Source organism: Peribacillus sp. NPDC097675 (assembly GCF_050277655.1).
Taxonomy (GTDB): domain Bacteria; phylum Bacillota; class Bacilli; order Bacillales; family DSM-1321; genus Peribacillus.
Window position 1 is genome coordinate 108310 of the sequence record NZ_JBNNSK010000009.1, and the last position, 19193, is coordinate 127502.

Genomic DNA, 19193 nt, shown 5'->3' on the forward strand with positions numbered 1-19193 from the left:
TCCACCATATATGGCCTCCTAACAGGATTCATTCTAAAAGAAAGTCTTCTTTCTCATTTCCAAAAAAATAAAGCCGGTGCAACGGTCTTGTCATGGTTACATATAACAATTTAATATCCAGCTCATTCTCCCGAAGAAACTTTTCCTCCAGAGATAATGCCACCACCACATCGAATTCAAGCCCTTTAGATTGATAGGAAGGGACTAACATGACTTTATGTTTCGGGATCATCCCTTCTTCATTTATTAAATGAAAATCATTGGAGAACTTACTCAATTCATCATTAGCGAGCTTACAATCTTTCATCGTTTTAGTAATGATTGCAAACGTTTTATACCCTTCTCTTTTTAACATGGAGATATGATCAATCAATTTCTTCTCCCAGCCATCTCTTTTAATAGAAATGAATTCAGGTTCTTTGCCATGACGGACCACCGGCTCAACCTCAGGAAAATCATAAGGTAATAATTGGAGGATCCGATTGGCTTGCTCCATAATTTCATTGGTTGTCCTATAACTTTTTTGTAGTTCTGTATAAGTCGCTCTTGGAAAAATGCAACGATGGACTTCATCCCATGTTTGAAGCCCTCTATATGAATGGATGCCTTGAGCAAGATCCCCCACAAGCGTGAACATATCCGTGTCAAAGGCTGTTTTCAGTGCTTGTAGCTGCATAAAACTATAATCCTGTGCCTCGTCAATGACCACATTTTTGGCTTTCTTGTCCTTATCTACACCAAAAAGCAATTCCTGTAAATATAATAAAGCACCCAAATCCTCAATTTCATAGCTTTTTTCCTTAAATAATTTCTGACTATACTCACATAATGCATGTGCATCCTCAAGGCCAATCTTACCGTTACTATATAAAACCATCCGATTCGGATCCTGATATAGCTCCTGATAATACTGAAGCAAACTTTTGTTTTTGAAGGGTTTAAAATAAGCACGAACAGAAGTCCGTATCGCTTTTTTCATCCGTTCAGTCCGTTCAATTTTTTTGTCGTGGCACTTTGTAACAAACTCCTTACGTTTCACCGGATCAATATTCTTGGCAAAGGCTTTATCAATTTTCGTTTGATAAAAGTCCGCTACTTGATCCAACATTTTTTTCTTTTTCATTTTCACTTCATTTTGCAAAATGACCTTTAACTTATCCAGTCGCCCATAAAGCGGCAAATACCAGTAATCTTCCTCTAATAATCTAATAAACTTCTTGGCTGAAAATAGGCGGTAATTATCACAATAAAAATCTTCAATTGGATGAAAGCTACCGAAAATATCTTTTACATAGCCATCCAAGATTGACTTAAATAAGGGAGAACCTTTTAAACCGGATATCCAGATAGCCACTTCAGTTTCTTCATTGCTCTCTTCCAATATACGGATCAATTTATTATCCTGTTTAAGATTCAAAGGCCGGTCAATCGCTACCTGAACATATTCTGCAAATGTAAACTGCTTTACTTTATCAACTCCCAGTTCCGGTAAAGCTTCAGATATGTAATCAATGAATACACGGCTCGGGGCTAGAATCATTAACTGGCGTGGATCAAATAAGTCTTTGTAGTGGTAAATAAAATATGAAATCCGGTGCAAAGCGATAGTCGTTTTTCCGCTACCCGCCGCCCCTTGAACAATGATGGGCTTATTTAAATCAGCACGAATGATTTTATTTTGCTCTTCCTGTATCGTCGTAATAATATCGGTCAAGCGATTGCTTGAACTTTTAGAAAGAGATTCTTGCAGTAATTCATCCGTCGTCGTTAAGTCAATATCCCTAACCGCTTCTAACTCACCAGCCTCAATCATCAGTTGCCGCTTTAACGTGATTTTCCCGCTAAATTTTTCTCCTTCAGCATGATATTCTACTTCACCAATACGGCCTTCATAATAAAGGTTGGCAATGGGGGACCTCCAATCAACAATGATTTGTTCTTGGCTTTCACGTTGATAGAGCGATGTTTTACCGAAATAAAGAATTTCTCCTTGTTCACCATCATTCCGGACAAAGTCCACCCTAGCAAAGTAAGGCTTGTTACTTGCTATTTTCAAGCTTTCCAATTCAGATTGGGACATTTCAAAAAAGTTAGCAGTGGTGAGTAATTGCGAATATAAACCTGACTCTGACCAATCCGCATCACCAAAAGCCTCCTGCATATTCTTCTGGAATTGATCCTTACTAGTTTCCGCAGTTTTGATGACTACTTCAATGTACCTTTTTGTGAAGTCCAGCCGTTCTTGTTCCCTTTCAAAATCGGGATGTCTCATCATTTCAGCCTTCCTCCTTCCTACACGTTAGAGATATAAAGATTACCGATGTCCTTGAAATGGACATCCATATTAACAAAATAATAATGTATTGACAAGACAAGATACCCCTTACTATTTTCCTTTTACCTATCTAAACAGGATACTCATTACTTAACTTTGAATAAAAAAACTATATATTCCAGATTAAAGGTTTGCTATACTATGTTGGCTTAGAAGGAAATATTGAACCAGTTCAGGAGGAAATTGTATTGAAGCTCTTTCAGGAATTCCAGAACAGAATATTTATTAATTATATATCAGGAAATATCATTGTCATATTTGGTATTGGAAGTTTTTTGATTTTCGACTCTATAAATATCTCATTAACAGATGGAATCCTTACTATAGGTACGGGAGCACTTTCCATTATCATTATGGTATGTAGTGAGTATTTTGTTTACCGCAAAGATGTTAGGCCGATCAGGGTAGCATTTGAACAAGATGCACCCAGCTTACATACCCTTCAGACAGCATACACGGCAGCTCAGAGATACCCTTTACTAGCAAGTAGGCGGACTTTATTCGTCCATTACTTTGGAGCAGTCATACCTGCTTTATCCATATCCATTTTTTTCATACTATCAGATCTGCTTAGTTCTGAATTTTGGGTCATATTAGGACTATTAGCTGGTATCCTTATGTCGGCCATGCACGCTTTATTCGATTTTTTCTTATCCATTAAAGCTATTCATCCTTTAAAGAACTCTTTAATGAATCAGGCAATCGCCCTTTACGGAAAGAGCGGTACGCTTAAAAGTCATGTATTTATAGGTATACAAGCTAAGTTATTAGTCTGTTGTTTATTTCTAACTTTATTTCCCTTCCTGCTATTCAGCATACTGATAACATTGAATTTAGGAGAGAAGGCATTCGCTTTTTGGAGTGAATTTTCCGTAACATCAAGTTTGTTTTTCTTATTTATCATTCTAATAGCTTTTGCCGGAGTCTATCTTTTGACGAAAGATATCCAAGCTCCTATTCAGACTCTCAAAACCGGTATTACATCTTTTACAAAAGGAGAACACAAATCTCTTGATAATACTTACACTGATGAATTCCATGACTTGATTAATGGCTTCAATCACTTGATGACTTCTGTAGAAAACCGAGATGAACAAAAGCAGAATCTACTCAATAATACTTATTCCATAATAGCTGCCATGATGGATGTACGTGATTCCTATACAGCAGGCCATTCGATACGAGTAGCCGAATATGCCATTCGAATTGGTGAAGAATTTGGACTGGATCCCATACAGGTCGACCTATTAAAAAAGTCTGCACTTCTTCATGACATCGGAAAAGTTGGGATTCCTGACATGGTTCTATTAAAAGAGGGACGGCTTACCGAAGAAGAATTTGCGGAAATCCAGAAACATCCTGGAGTAGGTGCAAAAATAATCGAACAATCCAACATGGATGAAGAATTATTGAAGCTGGTACCCGGTATCAAATACCATCATGAAAGATATGATGGCTTTGGTTATCCAGATGGTCTAGCAGGAGAAGAAATCCCTTTATTCGGTCGTATCATTGCCGTTGCTGATGCTTTTGATGCCATGACCTCTAACCGAACCTATCGATCTGGCATGACAGCAGAAAAAGCTTTACACATCCTTCAAGATGGTAGCGGGAGTCAGTGGGACCCAAATATCGTAGACTGTTTTATCCGACTACAAAGAAAAGAACTCGAACAACATGACCCAAATAAATTAGCGGAATAAGTATCCGTTTCAAAAGTTCTCCTTTTATCTATGTGGTTATCCCAATGTCTTACTTTTGTTACTTTTCCCTTAAATCAACCTAAAATATTTTTATTGTACCCCTCTTTCATGTTATAATTTTAAGGATATTGTCATTGGAGGAATGTAAATAAATGATTACAGTAAATAACGTTGGTTTACGCTACGGCGATCGTAAACTGTTTGAAGATGTTAATATAAAATTCACGCCTGGTAACTGTTATGGATTAATCGGAGCAAACGGAGCCGGTAAATCCACATTCTTAAAAATCCTTTCCGGAGAAATTGAAGCACAATCCGGTGATGTCCATATGGGTCCTGGCGAACGCCTTGCCGTTTTAAAACAAGATCACTTTGCATTTGAAGAAGAAGAGGTCCTTAAAGTCGTCATCATGGGTCATGAAAGATTATATGAAGTCATGCAAGAAAAAGACGCTATATACATGAAAGAGAACTTTACTGACGAAGACGGTATGAAAGCTGCCGAACTTGAAGGTGAATTCGCAGAACTTAACGGGTGGGAAGCAGAACCGGAAGCTTCCATCCTATTAAAAGGTCTTGGTATTTCTGAAGACCTTCACACAAAAAAAATGGCTGAACTAACTGGTGGAGACAAAGTGAAAGTGTTGCTTGCACAAGCTTTGTTTGGCAAGCCTGATGTTCTTTTACTTGATGAGCCTACCAACCACTTGGACTTAAAAGCGATTAAATGGTTAGAAGAGTTCCTGATTGGCTTTGAAAATACCGTAATTGTCGTTTCCCATGACCGTTACTTCCTTAACAAGGTATGTACACATATTGCGGATCTGGATTTCGGGAAAATCAAGATTTATATCGGGAACTATGACTTCTGGTATGAATCAAGCCAACTCGCTCTTAAATTAACACAAGACGCCAACAAGAAAAAAGAAGAAAAAATTAAAGAACTTCAAAGTTTCATTGCGCGGTTTAGTGCGAATGCTTCTAAATCGAGCCAAGCCACTTCCCGTAAGAAATTGTTGGATAAAATCAATCTAGATGACATTCAACCATCTTCTCGTCGCTATCCTTATGTAGGGTTTTCACCAGAACGCGAAATAGGAAATGACTTGTTACGTGTAGACGGAATCACAAAAACTATTGATGGCGTAACCGTATTGAATAATGTAAGTTTCATCATGAATAAAGAAGACAAAATCGCTTTTGTCGGTAAAGATGAAATTGCAAAAACTACCATGTTCAAAATTCTAGCTGGTGAAATGGAACCAGATAGCGGCACTTACAAATGGGGTGTCACCACTTCACAAGCATATTTCCCGAAAGACAACTCTGAATTCTTCGAGGGAGTCGATTTAACACTTGTGGATTGGTTGCGTCAATACTCCCCTAACGATCAAAGTGAAAGCTTCCTGCGTGGTTTCCTAGGAAGAATGTTATTCTCTGGTGATGAAGTAACGAAAAAAGCCAGCGTTCTTTCAGGTGGAGAAAAAGTCCGCTGCATGCTTTCTAAGATGATGCTAAGTGGTTCTAACGTTCTAATGCTTGATGAACCGACTAACCATCTTGATTTAGAATCCATCACGGCACTGAATAACGGATTGATCAACTTCAAAGGGGCCATGATTTTCTCTTCTCATGATCACCAGTTCATCGAAACAGTTGCGAACCGTATTATCGAACTAACGCCTAATGGGACTATCGACAAGCAAATGAGCTATGATGAGTACCTTGCAGATAGCAAATTACAAAAGCAAATCGCTGAAATGTATAAATAAATAGTAGAATATCAAAAAAAGCACACCTTTTTAGGATGTGCTTTCTTTGCATTATAAACCGAGTTAGAATTCAGGTAATTAATTATTGATCGGACAAGGAAAACCCAGACAGCCCTAATGCTACCCGTGCTTTACACGTAAACGCTCACGAATGATCTCAATTGCTTCATCTACATTTTTAGCCTGGATTGTGATTTTTCGATCATCAGGAAAATGGTCAGCAGTATGTTGATACATAGGATCATAGTAGTATTGAAGTAGTAGTGCGACTGCCGACGAGTAATTACCGGATTTCAAATCATTTTCTATTTGAGCAGCAATGGGAGTATGTATCCTTCTTTTAATCCTCAAAAAGGCTTCTAGACACTCCTGTTCATGATCCCAAGGTTGATAGTCCTCTAAAATATGTTGAACTCTCTCTTCAATAGGCAAATCGATGAATACCTGTATCCCTTGTTCCTTTTTTGCTAAGACGGAATCGGGAATAATAACTTTACCAATCCTTTTACTTTCTCCTTCAATAAGAACAAAAGGCGATTGCTGAACATTTTGGACGCTCTCGAAAAGTAATGAATCGAACTTTTTTTGATTGTTCGGTTCCAGACCGATTTGACCAAAAACGGACCCTCTATGATTGGCCATACCTTCGAAATCCAGAATGGGGTATCCATCTGCCCTAAGCCGATGCAGGATTGTCGTTTTTCCTGTCCCGGTAAATCCGTTCAATACATAGGCTTCGGGTTTCATGTCCAGTGTTTCTAGGTGATCTACCACCCAATTACGATAGTTACGATACCCTCCATCCAATCGAAGGGCTTTAATTCCCATTAAGGCTAAAACTGTGGCAGTAGTCCTGCTTCGCATGCCTCCACGCCAACAAAAAACGGCTTTTTTACCTTCTATTTTTGCAAACTCCTTTATAAACCCTGGTAATTTTACAGAAATAATTTCTAGGCCTCGCTCTTTAGCAGTCTGGGCACTCACTTGTTTATAAAGCGTTCCTACCTCTGCTCTTTCTTCATCATTAAAAAACGGTATATTTAAACTGCCAGGAATGGTGGCATCTTTATATTCAGATGGGGAACGTACATCAATTACGGTGAGTTCTTTCTTATCCTTTAAATCGAGCAATTCATCAACTGAAATATCTTGGAACACAATGTTTCCACCTTTCTGAATCTGTAAGAAAAACTTGAATATCTTCTAGCGTTCTAAAATGAGAATGGAAGAAATCAGCTATCGTCGATTTCTTCCAAAGCAATTTTTTCATTAGTTATAAGACAACAATGTGCCCTGGATTTTCTTCAGTTACTTCACCCACTATTGCAGCTTCCACCCCTGCATCTTGTAAATCAGATAATAACGCATCTGCTTCTACTCCTGCTACGGAAATCAATAGACCACCTGATGTAACGGCATCACATAAGATCCATTGATCTAGTTGATCCATTGTTTCTGGGAAAGTGACATCACCTTGAAGATGGGTGAAGTTATTTTTTGTTCCCCCCGGTACGGCACCAGTTTCAGCTAGCTCTTTAACCCTCGGCAAAATCGGAACTTGAGCATGATGAATACGAAGACCAGTATTACTTCCTTTTGACATTTCTGAAGCATGTCCTAATAGACCAAAACCAGTAACATCCGTACAAGCATGGACATCATAGGATTCCATCGTTTCTGAAGCTACCTTATTCAACGTAGACATTACTTTTGTTACACGAGCGATTTCTTCTTCTGTTAGAAGATCCCTCTTAATGGATGTGGTTAAAATGCCAACACCGATAGGTTTTGTCAAAATAAGTTTATCTCCAGGTTTCGCCCCAGCATTTGTACGGATCTTATCGGGATGAACAAGTCCTGTCACGGCAAGGCCGAATTTCGGCTCATTATCATCGATTGAATGTCCCCCGACAAGAGTGGCACCCGCTTCTTTTAACTTATCTCCCGCACCTCGTAAAATATCAGTCAAGACTTGCTTCTCCAATTTGGAGATTGGGAAGGCAACAATATTTAGGGCGGTTAGCGGTTTTCCCCCCATTGCGTAAATATCACTGATGGCATTGGCAGCCGCTACTTGTCCGAATGAATATGGATCATCAACGATGGGTGTGAAGAAATCAACGGTTTGAACAATCGCCAATTCATCATTTAAACGGTAAACCCCAGCATCATCACTTGTATCTAAACCAACTAATAAATTCGGGTTAGGAAGTGTAGGTGGTAAATCGCGTAAAACCTGAGCCAAGTCTGCTGGACCGATCTTACAGCCACAACCTCCTTTTGAGGATAATGATGTAAGCTTAACACTATTTGAATTTGTCATAATTAAATCAACCTTTCTTTTCGTCTTAATTATTATAAAACACAAAGTCAATAAATGCATAATTCGGGCTTAAATTTACGAAATTACTATTTCACAAAAATAAATTATAGATTAGTGGTATAATATATTGTCTTTTGAAATTTTTTTATTATATTGGGAGGTAACCATGTCACAGCTAAAACCTACACTTCATGAGCAACAATCGTCAAAGACTAAAGCATTTTGGTTTATCGTTTCATTTTTAGTAATCGCTATTGTAGGATTACTTTATATAAAATGGTGGCCCTATTATCAAAAAGGGATGCTAGCAGCAGATACACATTCCATTGGAACATCTATTTTGGGAGACCAGTCAAGCGCCACCCTATCATGGAAATCTGCCTGGGATTATGCACAGGTTTATTTCTTGTCCGTCTGGAAAGCGGCCATCCTAGGAATCCTGCTCAGCTCTTTGGTACAAGTCTTATTACCAACACAATGGCTTCTTAAATGGCTTGGGAAAACATCGTTCGGCAGCACATTCGTCGGCGGGCTAGCTTCGATCCCTGGTATGATGTGCACTTGTTGTTCAGCCCCAGTTGCTGTTGGACTACGCAAAAAAAATGTCTCAGTTGGTGCAGCTTTAGCATTTTGGATTGGAAATCCAACCATCAATCCAGCCACGCTTGTCTTTATGACATTTGTTTTATCATGGAAATTCACGTTAATTCGCCTATTTTTCGGCCTGATTCTAACTTTTGGAATAAGCTATTTAGCTAATCGTTTCGTTAAAGACAAACAACCGATTGATATAGACCAGATAATAACGGACAATGAACCCACTGGTAACTTTCTTTCTAGGTGGTTAAAAAGCTTAGGAAACATGGTTCTATTTATTGTTCCTGCATATGTTTTATCTGTATTGCTTATAGGGGCTGCCCGTGTTTGGCTATTCCCTCAAATAGATTCATCTGCAAACGGTCTAATTGCCATTATCATCTTTGCAATAGCGGGGATGCTTTTCGTTATACCAACTGCTGCTGAAATTCCAATTATACAGACGTTTATGTCTTTAGGACTTGGTGGAGGACCTGCTGCTGCCTTGCTACTAACATTACCAGCAATCAGTCTGCCATCTTTAATACTTGTCGCTAAGTCATTCCCTAAAAGAGTCCTATTCTTTGTTGTTGGTTCTGTAGTTATTCTTGGAATAGTGAGTGGATTGGTAGGAACGATTTTCTTATAAAAAATCGTAAAGTATCTTACGTATTCTATAGAAACGCAAACCTATAACAACTTTAACAAAATGGAAGAAGTAGCTTTAACCTTCATCTTTCATTTTGTTGGTATAGCTTTTTTCTACTTCTTTATGAAAAAAGAATCAAATCAAAAACCCACAGGGAAATTGAACTCTCTGTGGGTTTTCTTATGAGAAGTGTGCTCTACATTTTTATTTAATTTCCAGTAGTTCATATCTAATGGTCTTTTTATTAGATTCATCAACAGATTCTTTTAAGATTTGACCTACACCTTTTTCATAATAAGTTAAACTGTATTCTTTCGAATCAGCTTCAGTGGTTTTAACTTTTACAGCATTTTCAAAGGTGCCTGCTGCAGTTTTAACCGTTTCATTAACAGATACGATAGTAAAATCAAACGGCCCTACACTCCATTTTTTTCCTTCTTCAACGGGGTAGGCTAATATCTTGTCCTCACCATAAAACAAACCATACTGGTTTTCTTTTTCTAAATAAGTATCCGCTCCATACCATGTATCATATCCTTTTGATGTTCCAATAAAGCTTAGATCGAATATAAGGTCTTGCTTTTTCTTTGCTTTATACTCCTTAACCCTATATATTTTGTCCGTATCCTTTAGATAACTTGATTCTTTAGAAACCTTTGTCGTATCAGTTGCTTCTTCGGAATTATTCTTTGGATCAAATACTACCTTCGAAACAAAAAACATCAATATAACAATAATAATAAGTGAAAATGCAATCAATAACTTTACAGGTTTGTTCAACGGTATCTTCCTTTACTCTTGCCTTGTATTTTAAATCCTTTCAATCTTACCATAATAATATGATAGTGAGAAAGTAAATAACCTTTCCTAGCTTACCCAGAATATATATAGATCTTACAAAGCAATTTAATGTGCAGCAATGGTATATTATTTGATACCGATGTTTAATGTAGTCAAGATCGTATGCCTCAAACACATGCATAGCCTAAGGAAAATAAAGGTATATTGTTTAGTAAGGAGGGACTATAGTTGGAATCTAATTTCGTAAAACAAACTTTTGAAGAAGCAGGCTATCTTTCTTTATATGATAAATTCAGTTACCAATTTTACGTAACTGGATTATTTGAACCAGTAAGTCATCAAATCATTATTAAACGGTTTTTGGATTCATATAATTTCGATGAACACCATTCATTCTTTTTTGATGATTTTTCTTTTTTCTTTAAATGCTTTCATTATTCCCATCAAAAGAATGAGTACCTTTCATTTCTACAACCTGAATGGGATGAAAATATCTATTAAGATTAGGTCGGCTACCTCTTCGCGTTACATATCCTTCTACATAAGAGATAGTAAAGAGCCCATACGATCACTATATGGGCTCTTTCATATTGCCTATTGTTCCCCAACCATTTGTACGTGCTAGGGCTTTAAATAGTCTTTTCCAGCTCTTCTTTCCCTGTACCTGTCGTCGTGTTCATGTCTAGATTTTCTTGATTCACCGTGGACGGGTATATATTTCGTTTACCTGAAAAATTATTAAGTAAGTCTTTCACATCAATACCTGAAGATTCCTTTAAAGACTCTTGTAATGTGGACATTAAATTGGTCGCATAAGAGGTAACTTTGTTAGCACCTCCATTTACACCGTTTCCACCAGTATCAACAACCGTTATTTTATCAATATTACCCAATGGAGAAGCAATTTCTTTAGCATATTCCGGGAGCATTTTTAAAATCATATCCATCACGGCTGCTTGACCAAACTGTTCAAATGCCTCTGCAATCTTCTGTTTTGCTTCAGCCTCTGCTACCCCTTTTAAGCGGATGATATCAGCATCTGTCGTTCCCTGAGCCCTTTGTGCATCCGCTTTGGCAAGCCCATCCAAACGAATACGTTCCGCTTCGGCTTTTGCCATTGCTTCAATTTTATACTTATTGGCATCTGCTTCAGTAATCTGTTTCATCTTATTGGCAGAAGCAGCTTGCTCCACCGAATAACGGTCTGCATCCGCTTTTTTCTTCACTTCAGAGTCATATTGCTTTTCACGGCGGAGTATTTCTTTTTCTTCTATTTCAATTTGCTTTTGCCTTTCAATTATCCTTATCTGCATTTCCTGTTCCATAACATCCTGCTTCGATCTGGCTGTCTCAAGGTCATAAGCTTGGTCTGCACGTGCTTTAGCAATATCCTGCTCACGGCGAAATTCAGCGACCTTCAATTTATTGATTTTTTCGGCTTCTGCAATCTCTGTTGCTCTTTCGAGTTCAGCACGTTGAGCTTCTTTTGAGGCTTCGGCTCGTTTAATTCGAGTTTCTTTCTCAGCATCTGCGGTCGCAATGTCAGCATCCCTTTTCACTTGCGCAATTCTTGGTTTACCAAGTGAGTCAAGGTAGCCGTTTTTGTCCCGTACATCTTTTATTGTGAAAGAAACAATGATTAGCCCCATTTTCGCTAAATCTTGGGAAGCAACTCGCTGGACTTCTTGTGAAAATTTTTCACGATTCTTATAGATTTCCTCAACTGTCATTGAGCCAAGGATTGACCTTAAATGTCCTTCAAGCACTTCACGCGCCTCTTGTTCACGATCATCCTTGGACTTACCAAGAAATTGCTCAGCTGCCGTCGCAATATCCGTTATGGAACTCCCAATTTTAATAATGGAAACACCATCTGCCATCACTGGTACACCTTGTTCTGTATATACTTCGGGGGTTGATACCTCTAGCTTACTCGAAAGCAGGCTCAACGGTTCTGCTTGCTGAAAGACTGGCAGAACAAATGCACCACCACCCCGGACAATTTTAATCTTATTACCTGATTCATCGGAATGTACGTTTTTATTTCCCAAGTAACTACCAGTGATAATTAATGCTTCATCCGGACCAGCCGTGCGGTATTTCGTAACAAAGACAGCAATAAGTGCAATAAGTAAAAATGCAACAATAGCAACAACGATCCATATTAAACTTGTCATAAAATATTCCCTCCCTATTCTTTTTTAATTATTATGGGGGATGACATAAACAACCCCATTTTTCACCTCTATTATTAAAACCTTAGTTTCTGAAGCAATTGATTCATTTTTGTAACTTGCTGCGGTCTTTGAAATACTTCCGCTAGTACTCTCAATCAACACTTCTCCAAACCCGTCTACTGGGACTGTTGTTAAGACCCTCGCAACCCTTCCCCTTAAGTCATCATCATGAAAGGCTAAACTGGCCTCCGCCATTGAAATGGGTATCAAAACAAACACATTCAATAAAATAACAATAACTAATGAAATAAAAAAAGAGAGAATAGCAATTATTCCGGCCTGGAGACCTGTAACCGATTCAAACAAAAAACCACTTGCAAAAAATATCGTAAAAAAACTAAAAATAAGAGTCGGATTAAGTAGATCCGGAAGTTCTAATCCGGAAAATACATCATTAAACAAAATAATTAAAAATGTCAGTCCTCCAGAGACAATTAACCCATATAAATATACAGTTTCTAATGGAACCCCATATAACTCCATATTTTCATCCTTCACATTAAGATTTCTTCCGTAGAACGACTTGCTTTAGTTCACCATCCTATATCTCCTCTCTTCTTGTCATTCAACCCTTATCTTTAATTACCATTAAATACGTATATAACCAGATAAAGTTTCACATTTATATAAAAACATTCTAATGAGGCAATTTCAGTCACATTTCATCAAATTCAAATTAAATAAAAGATGTTGACAGCATTAACATCCTATAATAAAATTTTATATGTTAACCATTACTTAAATTTAGTTTACATTAAGAGGAGGAAATGATTTGAATCATAATCATGAAAAATTAAGAATGATGATAATCACAGCTTTATTTGCAGCTATAATCGGCATTCTATCTCAAATTACCATTCCACTTCCGCTGGTCCCGATTACGGGACAAACATTAGCAGTCGGACTTGCCGCTACCATCCTTGGTTCTCGTTATGGCACTTACTCTGTGATTTTGTACTTGTTTATTGGAGCTTCCGGTATACCTGTTTTTGCAGAAATGTCTGGAGGGCTTGCAAAGATTTTCGGTCCCACGGGTGGCTATTTGTTATCATATATTCCTACAGTTTTCATTACTGGCTTGATATTAGAAAAAACTCGTTTTACACTTCCATTTGCTTTTCTAGCAAATTTCATTGGAATGATGATTACTCTGATCATCGGAACTATATGGTTGAAATATATGGCTTCGTTAAGTTGGACAGCTGCCCTTGCTAGTGGATTTGCTCCATTTGTAATCGTAGGAATTCTTAAAGCCCTACTTGCCTCTTGGTTGGGGGTTTCTATCAGAGCAAGGCTTGCTTCGGCGAAAATGCTTCCAAAGAAAAACATTTCCATATCCTAATATACAAAAAAGGACAGGAAGGATACCCTTTAGAGGTATTATACCTGTCTTTTTAGCTAATTAAGGGAATTGGTATCATATCTAAAATAATATAAACACGTATAAAAAAAGACTCTTTTCTGAAAAAGAATCTTTTTTTATACGTATTTATTACGGTCCTATCCCCATAAGTCCGAATTTAAATAACATAGTAATAGTATGATAAACCCCTTTGTTTACCCCCATTATTTTACTACAACTTTCTAGATTTGGCAACTCGAGAAATAAAAAATCGAGGTAGGATTCCCAATTAAATTTATTTATTGACTACTTTATATACCTTTGTTTTTCCATCACTATAAGTTACTTCCAACTCGAATTCTTCATAACCTTCTTTTAAGTCGAATGCCTTGGTTACCTCTTGTACAACCTCGTCATCCTTCGAATCCTGTGTGAACTCCAGCTTTTCTAAGATCGGTGTCAATTCTTCCATCGCTTCATCACCTTTAACTTCATGTTTATTAAGTTCATCTTCAATAGAAGCCTCGGTTTTCGCGCCCATGGTATCATATTCTGCTTCATAATCATTATTTTTTCCTTCGTAGTCTACCTCTAGATTAAACGCTTTAAAAGTGAATGGTGATTTTTCGTTATCCGTTCCTTTTTCAGGATTAGTTTCCGCTTGATTTTCATTATCTTCAGCTGGCGGATTCTTTACTTCGTCATCATCTCCACATCCAGTCAATATGATCATGGCAGCAAATGGAACAGATAGTATTTTCAAATATTTTTTCATGTAAATTCCTCCTTTGTTTCTTTCCTTATCTTTTACCTAAAAGACAACATTTAAAACACGGATATTTCCATAAAAAAAAATCCCTCCAGTTAGAGAGGGATGATATAAAACAAAACTACAAAAAAATGTGCCACAGAACCTGCAAGCACGAAGAGGTGCCATACGGCATGATGAAACGGAAATCCGCGCCAGACATAAAAGATGGCTCCGAAAGTATAAAGTAGACCTCCGGCTAAAAGCAAATGAATCCCCGGATCAGGCATGGCAGCAGTTAACGGCCCCCATGCAAAGACAATCATCCAACCCATAGCGATATATAAAATCGTAGAAAGATAAAGAAACTTTTTAACAAAGAAGGCCTTGAAAATAACCCCCATCACGGCCACGCCCCATACCACGCCTAATAGTGTCCATCCTAATGTTCCCTGTATGACGAGAAGCATGATTGGTGTGTATGATCCTGCAATAAAAATATAAATGGCTGAATGGTCAAAAATTTCAAATAGGTCCTTCGCTTTTCCTTCAGGAAAGCTATGTACTAATGTAGAAGCTACATATAAAAGGAGCATGGAAATGCCATAGATAATTGAAATCAGCATCAACGAAGCAGATTCTTGCCGAGCTGAGAATATGATTAAGATTACAAGAGCCGCAATACTTAATAAGGCGCCAAGACCATGTGTTATTGCATTGAATACTTCTTCTTTTTTTGTATAAGTGTGTGTATTAGCCATAATACAACTCCTAAGCATTCTCCATTTTTAAATTTCTTATCAATTATATCTTAGTTCTGCACAGCATTAAAGAATGTTTTTTAACACTCGCCTTTTACATTTAGAATTCAAAAAGCCTGACCGTCATTTTGACGGTCAGGACTAAACAATCAAATGGCAAAATGGTGACCACCGATAATTTTAATTACCTCTAACTTTTTCATCCAAACACTGTCAGATATACTTGGATTCCAAAAGTACAGAGCATCATTTGTGTAGCCATGTATCGCTATCGCTTCGTTTACAGCTCGCACTGCATCCTTGCCTGCTGCTTTGTTAATGCTACCATCATCAACAGGGGAGAATTGATTTTTTTGATAAATCACTTCCCGGACCGTTTCAGGAAATTCGTCACTATCAAGACGGTTTAAAACGACTCCTGCAACTTCTACCTTTCCACGATATGATTCACCTTTTGCTTCAGCATGAACCAGTCTAGCTAATAGTTCTTTATCGGTTTCGTTCATGTATTGTGGGATAATTAACGTTTTGCCGACTTCAGCAACATTATTCTTGTTATTATTGACCTCTTTTAACGTTTTAATTGGAACTCCGTGTTGCTTAGCAATATCCCATATCGATTCACCTTGCTCAATGACATGTTCTTTAGCACCATTCGAAGCCTTACTTGTAGTTCCCCAAGGAAATGCCATACCAAGTATGATGACGCTAAGAGTTATTATCATCGGTAACAATACTGATAATTTCATTCTTTACCTCCTCGTTAAGCACTTACCTAGAATAACAGAATCAAAATCAGAAAACAGCGCCAAATTATTCCCAAGGAAATCCAGAGATATTTTTACATTTTCTATAGGACGCTTGCAATAAAAAATTAGATCGGACCGATTATAATTCCTTGGCCTCCCATTCTTCACGCAATATTCCCATTTTTAAGGAATCGTAATAGTTCCCCTTATAAAAAATACACTTCCTCATTCTTCCTTCGAGCTGCATACCTACTTTTTTAGCGACTGCCATCATTCGCTCGTTTCCCGACCATGTAGTCAGTCCGACCCTCTCTATTTCTAAGTGTTTAAATAAATAAGGTATAAACAGGTTAATGGCCTCCGTACCATATCCCCCATTCCAATAATTAGGTTCATATATGGTAATGCCCAACTCTAGCCATCTTGCTGATTCGTGTTCCCAATAGTACACAATCGTACCAATTATTTGATGGTCCTTTTCTATCACTAACTCAGAGAAGACACCTAATTTTTCATCGTATCTCCGGATTTTCTCCTCATTGGTGGTATATGTAGGGAAGTCCATTATTTCATTAAATAAATAGGGTGTATCCCATTCTCTCCAAACAGGATTTTCTTCCCCATACTTTAAACTCCAAAGGATCTTTAAATCTTCCTGCTTAACATTCCTTAATCGTACTTTCTCACCCTTAATTAAAATATCTCTCAATTGTTTTCCCCCTGCATATCCTAATCTTGCTCAACCAACAATTTAATAAAGTATTGACGCTCTCTAGGACCATCAAATTCACAGAAATATACTCCCTGCCATCTACCCAGAACCAAACTTCCTTTGTGGATAGGAATCTGTTGGGAAGACCCAACGGTGCTAGATTTCAAATGAGCTGCCGTATTCCCCTCCATATGCAAATCAAGTGTATGATTCCAAGGATAGAGCTCGTCCAGTCTCCTAAGCATATCCTTTTTGACATCTGGATCTGCATTTTCGTTAATCGTGATCCCTGCAGTAGTATGTGGACAATAAACAAGAGCTATCCCTTCTTGTATTCCCGCTTCCAAAATATATTTCTGTACTTCTGTTGTTATATCTATCATATCATCTCTTTTTATTGTTCTTATTGCACTTTTCTTCAACAAGGTCATGTCACTCCTTTTTTCCTTTTTATATTCTTCTACCCATTATGAAAGAAAAACATGCTTTATTCCATTGACATTAAGTTCCCTTTGCACAATCAACTAGTATACTTGGGTGGCATAGAAAAAGCGGATTCAATGATTCTTGAATCCGCTTTTTAACGTAATGCCTTAATTCAGTTTCTTTTTCCAAAAGCCTAATATCACGGCACTGATAAGGGAACCTATGATAATGGCCAATAAATAAAGAAATGGATGATTAACTAAAGGAATTACGAATACTCCACCATGTGGTGCAGGTAACGTGACATGAAACGCCATCGTTAAAGCACCCGCAGAAGCTGCACCGATTACACTGCTGATAATAACCCTGAATGGATCGGCTGCGGCAAAAGGAATCGCTCCTTCCGTAATGAAAAAAGCCCCCATAAAGTAATTCGTAAGTCCGGATTTTCTTTCTGTATCGGTAAATTTATGTTTAAAGAAAGTCGTCGCGAATGCAATTGCAAGCGGTGGGACCATACCACCTGCCATAACCGCTGCATGAGGCCCAAAGCTCTGTGCTTCGATAGCCGCAATTCCGAAAGTAAATGCGGCTTTATTGATTGGTCCACCCATATCAACAGCCATCATCCCTGCAAGAATCACCCCTAAAACAATGGCGTTCGTACCTGATAAGCCCTGAAGCCAATCCGATAATCCCAGATTTATTGCAGTAACTGGTTCATTAATCACAAACAACATGATTAAACCTGTAATTAGCATGCCGAACAATGGATAAAGTAATACCGGTTTAATTCCCTCTAAAGCTTGTGGCAAATAAGAGAATATTTTCTTCAATCCTAGAACAACGTAGCCTGCAAGGAAACCGGCAATCAGGCCACCAATGAAGCCAGCGTTGGCCTGTGCGGCCAACAGCCCTCCGACCATACCGGGAGCAAATCCGGGACGATCTGCAATGCTTGAGGCAATGAACCCTGCCAGGACGGGGACGAGAAAGAAAAAGGCGCCGCTAGTCCCTCCACCAATATCACTTAGCGCTTTGGCAATCGGATTATATTCAGGGCTTGTCGGATCGGATGCCTCTATTCCAAAAAAGAAAGATAGTGCGATTAAGATCCCACCACCAACAACGAAGGGTAGCATATTACTTACACCGTTCATTAGGTGCTTATAAATTTCGAGCCTTCTTTTCGGTGAGGGTTCATCTTTTCTACCATCTACTTTAGAGCCTTTGTAAATGGGTGCATCTTGATTGATAGCACGTCTAAGTAGCTCTTCTGGCTTCCTTAGTCCTTGGGCAACGGGAACGATGATAACCCGCTTACCATCAAATCGATCCATCTCGACTTGTTTATCCGCCGCAACGATGATGGCATCCGCATCGGCAATTTCCTCTGCAGTCAACCCGTTTTTTACTCCTGTCGATCCATTCGTTTCCACTTTGAAATCAAGGCCCATTTCCTTTGCCTTAGCTTTTAAGGCATCAGCTGCCATATACGTGTGAGCGATTCCCGTTGGACAGGAAGTTACTGCCAATACCTTTGCGATACCATTTGTACCCTTTATCTGTTCTTCATTTTCTTCTCTTTCTTCTTGATCTGCTTCTTGTTCTTTTTGGTCAATAATTTCTAGTATTTCTTTATCGGAAGTCGCAGATATTAATCGTGACCTGAAGTGAGCATCCATTAACAATGAAGATAGACGAGAAAGTGTTTCTAAGTGATCAGTATTCGCCCCTTCGCTTGCTGCAATCATAAAGAATAAATGGGCGGGCTGACCATCAAGCGATTCATAATTAATTCCTGAAACCGATTTACCGAAACAAATGGCCGGTGTTTTAACCGCACTCGTTTTTGCATGTGGGATGGCAATGCCCTCACCTATCCCCGTGGTACTTTGTTCTTCACGTTTCAAAATGGCGGACTTGAAATCAGCTTCATCATATAAACGACCGGATTGCGCTAACTTCCCCGCAAGTTCGTCAATAACAGATTGCTTTGTCTCACTTTGTAAATCGATTATGATTGTATCCAATTTTAACAAATCTGTAATTTTCATTG

Annotated in this window: 17 protein-coding genes; 5 read left to right on the forward strand and 12 right to left on the reverse strand. The window is 38.2% G+C overall.

The window, feature by feature from the left end:
* Positions 1-28: 28 nt before the first annotated feature.
* Positions 29-2275 carry a HelD family protein gene (locus ACQKL5_RS14535; protein ID WP_427609599.1) on the reverse strand — a complete coding sequence of 749 codons (2247 nt, stop codon included), beginning with the start codon at positions 2273-2275 and terminating at the stop codon, positions 29-31.
* A gap of 248 nt (positions 2276-2523) precedes the next feature.
* On the opposite strand from ACQKL5_RS14535, the gene ACQKL5_RS14540 reads away from it, so the two are divergent.
* Both ACQKL5_RS14540 and ACQKL5_RS14545 read left to right on the forward strand, forming a co-directional pair.
* Positions 2524-4038 (forward strand): HD domain-containing phosphohydrolase, encoded by a 1515-nt coding sequence (locus ACQKL5_RS14540; protein WP_427609600.1) that lies wholly within the window; start codon positions 2524-2526, stop codon positions 4036-4038.
* Between the two features lie 152 nt (positions 4039-4190).
* Entirely contained in the window at positions 4191-5810 is a 1620-nt protein-coding gene (locus ACQKL5_RS14545; RefSeq protein WP_427609601.1) for an ABC-F family ATP-binding cassette domain-containing protein, read from the forward strand.
* A 120-nt stretch (positions 5811-5930) separates the two neighbouring features.
* Here ACQKL5_RS14545 and mnmH read toward each other — a convergent pair whose 3' ends face one another.
* On the reverse strand, positions 5931-6968 hold the full coding sequence (gene mnmH, locus ACQKL5_RS14550; RefSeq protein WP_427609602.1) for a tRNA 2-selenouridine(34) synthase MnmH: 1038 nt from the start codon (positions 6966-6968) through the stop codon (positions 5931-5933).
* A gap of 115 nt (positions 6969-7083) precedes the next feature.
* Positions 7084-8133 (reverse strand): selenide, water dikinase SelD, encoded by a 1050-nt coding sequence (selD, locus tag ACQKL5_RS14555; RefSeq protein WP_427609603.1) that lies wholly within the window; start codon positions 8131-8133, stop codon positions 7084-7086.
* Positions 8134-8299: 166 nt separating this feature from the next.
* Here selD and ACQKL5_RS14560 point away from each other — a divergent pair, with 166 nt between their 5' ends.
* Positions 8300-9358: a permease gene (locus tag ACQKL5_RS14560; RefSeq protein WP_427609604.1), complete on the forward strand. Its 1059-nt coding sequence runs from the start codon at positions 8300-8302 to the stop codon at positions 9356-9358.
* A 204-nt stretch (positions 9359-9562) separates the two neighbouring features.
* Here the strand turns inward: ACQKL5_RS14560 and ACQKL5_RS14565 are convergent, their stop codons facing one another.
* On the reverse strand, positions 9563-10138 hold the full coding sequence (locus ACQKL5_RS14565) for a hypothetical protein (RefSeq protein WP_427609605.1): 576 nt from the start codon (positions 10136-10138) through the stop codon (positions 9563-9565).
* 249 nt (positions 10139-10387) lie between these two features.
* On the opposite strand from ACQKL5_RS14565, the gene ACQKL5_RS14570 reads away from it, so the two are divergent.
* Positions 10388-10660, forward strand: coding sequence for a hypothetical protein (locus ACQKL5_RS14570; protein WP_427609606.1), 273 nt, complete (start codon positions 10388-10390; stop codon positions 10658-10660).
* A 128-nt stretch (positions 10661-10788) separates the two neighbouring features.
* Here the strand turns inward: ACQKL5_RS14570 and ACQKL5_RS14575 are convergent, their stop codons facing one another.
* Together ACQKL5_RS14575 and ACQKL5_RS14580 are read right to left on the reverse strand one after the other, a co-directional pair.
* The gene (locus ACQKL5_RS14575; RefSeq protein WP_427609607.1) at positions 10789-12336 is read right to left on the reverse strand and encodes a flotillin family protein; all 1548 of its coding nucleotides are present in this window, start codon (positions 12334-12336) and stop codon (positions 10789-10791) included.
* 24 nt (positions 12337-12360) lie between these two features.
* Positions 12361-12879 (reverse strand): hypothetical protein, encoded by a 519-nt coding sequence (locus ACQKL5_RS14580; RefSeq protein ID WP_427609722.1) that lies wholly within the window; start codon positions 12877-12879, stop codon positions 12361-12363.
* 319 nt (positions 12880-13198) lie between these two features.
* On the opposite strand from ACQKL5_RS14580, the gene ACQKL5_RS14585 reads away from it, so the two are divergent.
* Entirely contained in the window at positions 13199-13738 is a 540-nt protein-coding gene (locus tag ACQKL5_RS14585) for a biotin transporter BioY (RefSeq protein ID WP_427609723.1), read from the forward strand.
* Positions 13739-14033: 295 nt separating this feature from the next.
* Here ACQKL5_RS14585 and ACQKL5_RS14590 read toward each other — a convergent pair whose 3' ends face one another.
* The 6 genes from ACQKL5_RS14590 to ACQKL5_RS14615 all read right to left on the reverse strand — a co-directional run bounded on the left by ACQKL5_RS14590 (position 14034) and on the right by ACQKL5_RS14615 (position 19191).
* Positions 14034-14513, reverse strand: coding sequence for a YusW family protein (locus ACQKL5_RS14590; RefSeq protein ID WP_427609608.1), 480 nt, complete (start codon positions 14511-14513; stop codon positions 14034-14036).
* An 89-nt stretch (positions 14514-14602) separates the two neighbouring features.
* Positions 14603-15247 carry a PAQR family membrane homeostasis protein TrhA gene (gene trhA, locus ACQKL5_RS14595; RefSeq protein ID WP_427609609.1) on the reverse strand — a complete coding sequence of 215 codons (645 nt, stop codon included), beginning with the start codon at positions 15245-15247 and terminating at the stop codon, positions 14603-14605.
* Positions 15248-15396: 149 nt separating this feature from the next.
* Complete coding sequence (locus ACQKL5_RS14600; protein WP_427609610.1) at positions 15397-15996, reverse strand: cell wall hydrolase; 600 nt, start codon at positions 15994-15996, stop codon at positions 15397-15399.
* A 139-nt stretch (positions 15997-16135) separates the two neighbouring features.
* Positions 16136-16705 carry a GNAT family N-acetyltransferase gene (locus ACQKL5_RS14605; RefSeq protein ID WP_427609611.1) on the reverse strand — a complete coding sequence of 190 codons (570 nt, stop codon included), beginning with the start codon at positions 16703-16705 and terminating at the stop codon, positions 16136-16138.
* A 20-nt stretch (positions 16706-16725) separates the two neighbouring features.
* The gene (locus ACQKL5_RS14610; RefSeq protein WP_427609612.1) at positions 16726-17139 is read right to left on the reverse strand and encodes a secondary thiamine-phosphate synthase enzyme YjbQ; all 414 of its coding nucleotides are present in this window, start codon (positions 17137-17139) and stop codon (positions 16726-16728) included.
* A gap of 162 nt (positions 17140-17301) precedes the next feature.
* On the reverse strand, positions 17302-19191 hold the full coding sequence (locus ACQKL5_RS14615) for a PTS fructose transporter subunit IIABC (RefSeq protein ID WP_427609613.1): 1890 nt from the start codon (positions 19189-19191) through the stop codon (positions 17302-17304).
* Between the last annotated feature and the right edge of the window lie 2 nt (positions 19192-19193).

Coding starts and splice junctions, on each gene's coding strand:
- ACQKL5_RS14535 (WP_427609599.1), bottom strand. CDS start 2,275: ATGATGAGACATCCCGATTTTGAAAGGGAACAAGAACGGCTGGACTTC.
- ACQKL5_RS14545 (WP_427609601.1), top strand. CDS start 4,191: ATGATTACAGTAAATAACGTTGGTTTACGCTACGGCGATCGTAAACTG.
- selD (WP_427609603.1), bottom strand. CDS start 8,133: ATGACAAATTCAAATAGTGTTAAGCTTACATCATTATCCTCAAAAGGA.
- ACQKL5_RS14560 (WP_427609604.1), top strand. CDS start 8,300: ATGTCACAGCTAAAACCTACACTTCATGAGCAACAATCGTCAAAGACT.
- ACQKL5_RS14575 (WP_427609607.1), bottom strand. CDS start 12,336: ATGACAAGTTTAATATGGATCGTTGTTGCTATTGTTGCATTTTTACTT.
- ACQKL5_RS14580 (WP_427609722.1), bottom strand. CDS start 12,879: ATGGAGTTATATGGGGTTCCATTAGAAACTGTATATTTATATGGGTTA.
- ACQKL5_RS14585 (WP_427609723.1), top strand. CDS start 13,199: ATGATAATCACAGCTTTATTTGCAGCTATAATCGGCATTCTATCTCAA.
- ACQKL5_RS14590 (WP_427609608.1), bottom strand. CDS start 14,513: ATGAAAAAATATTTGAAAATACTATCTGTTCCATTTGCTGCCATGATC.
- trhA (WP_427609609.1), bottom strand. CDS start 15,247: ATGGCTAATACACACACTTATACAAAAAAAGAAGAAGTATTCAATGCA.
- ACQKL5_RS14600 (WP_427609610.1), bottom strand. CDS start 15,996: ATGAAATTATCAGTATTGTTACCGATGATAATAACTCTTAGCGTCATC.
- ACQKL5_RS14610 (WP_427609612.1), bottom strand. CDS start 17,139: ATGACCTTGTTGAAGAAAAGTGCAATAAGAACAATAAAAAGAGATGAT.
- ACQKL5_RS14615 (WP_427609613.1), bottom strand. CDS start 19,191: ATGAAAATTACAGATTTGTTAAAATTGGATACAATCATAATCGATTTA.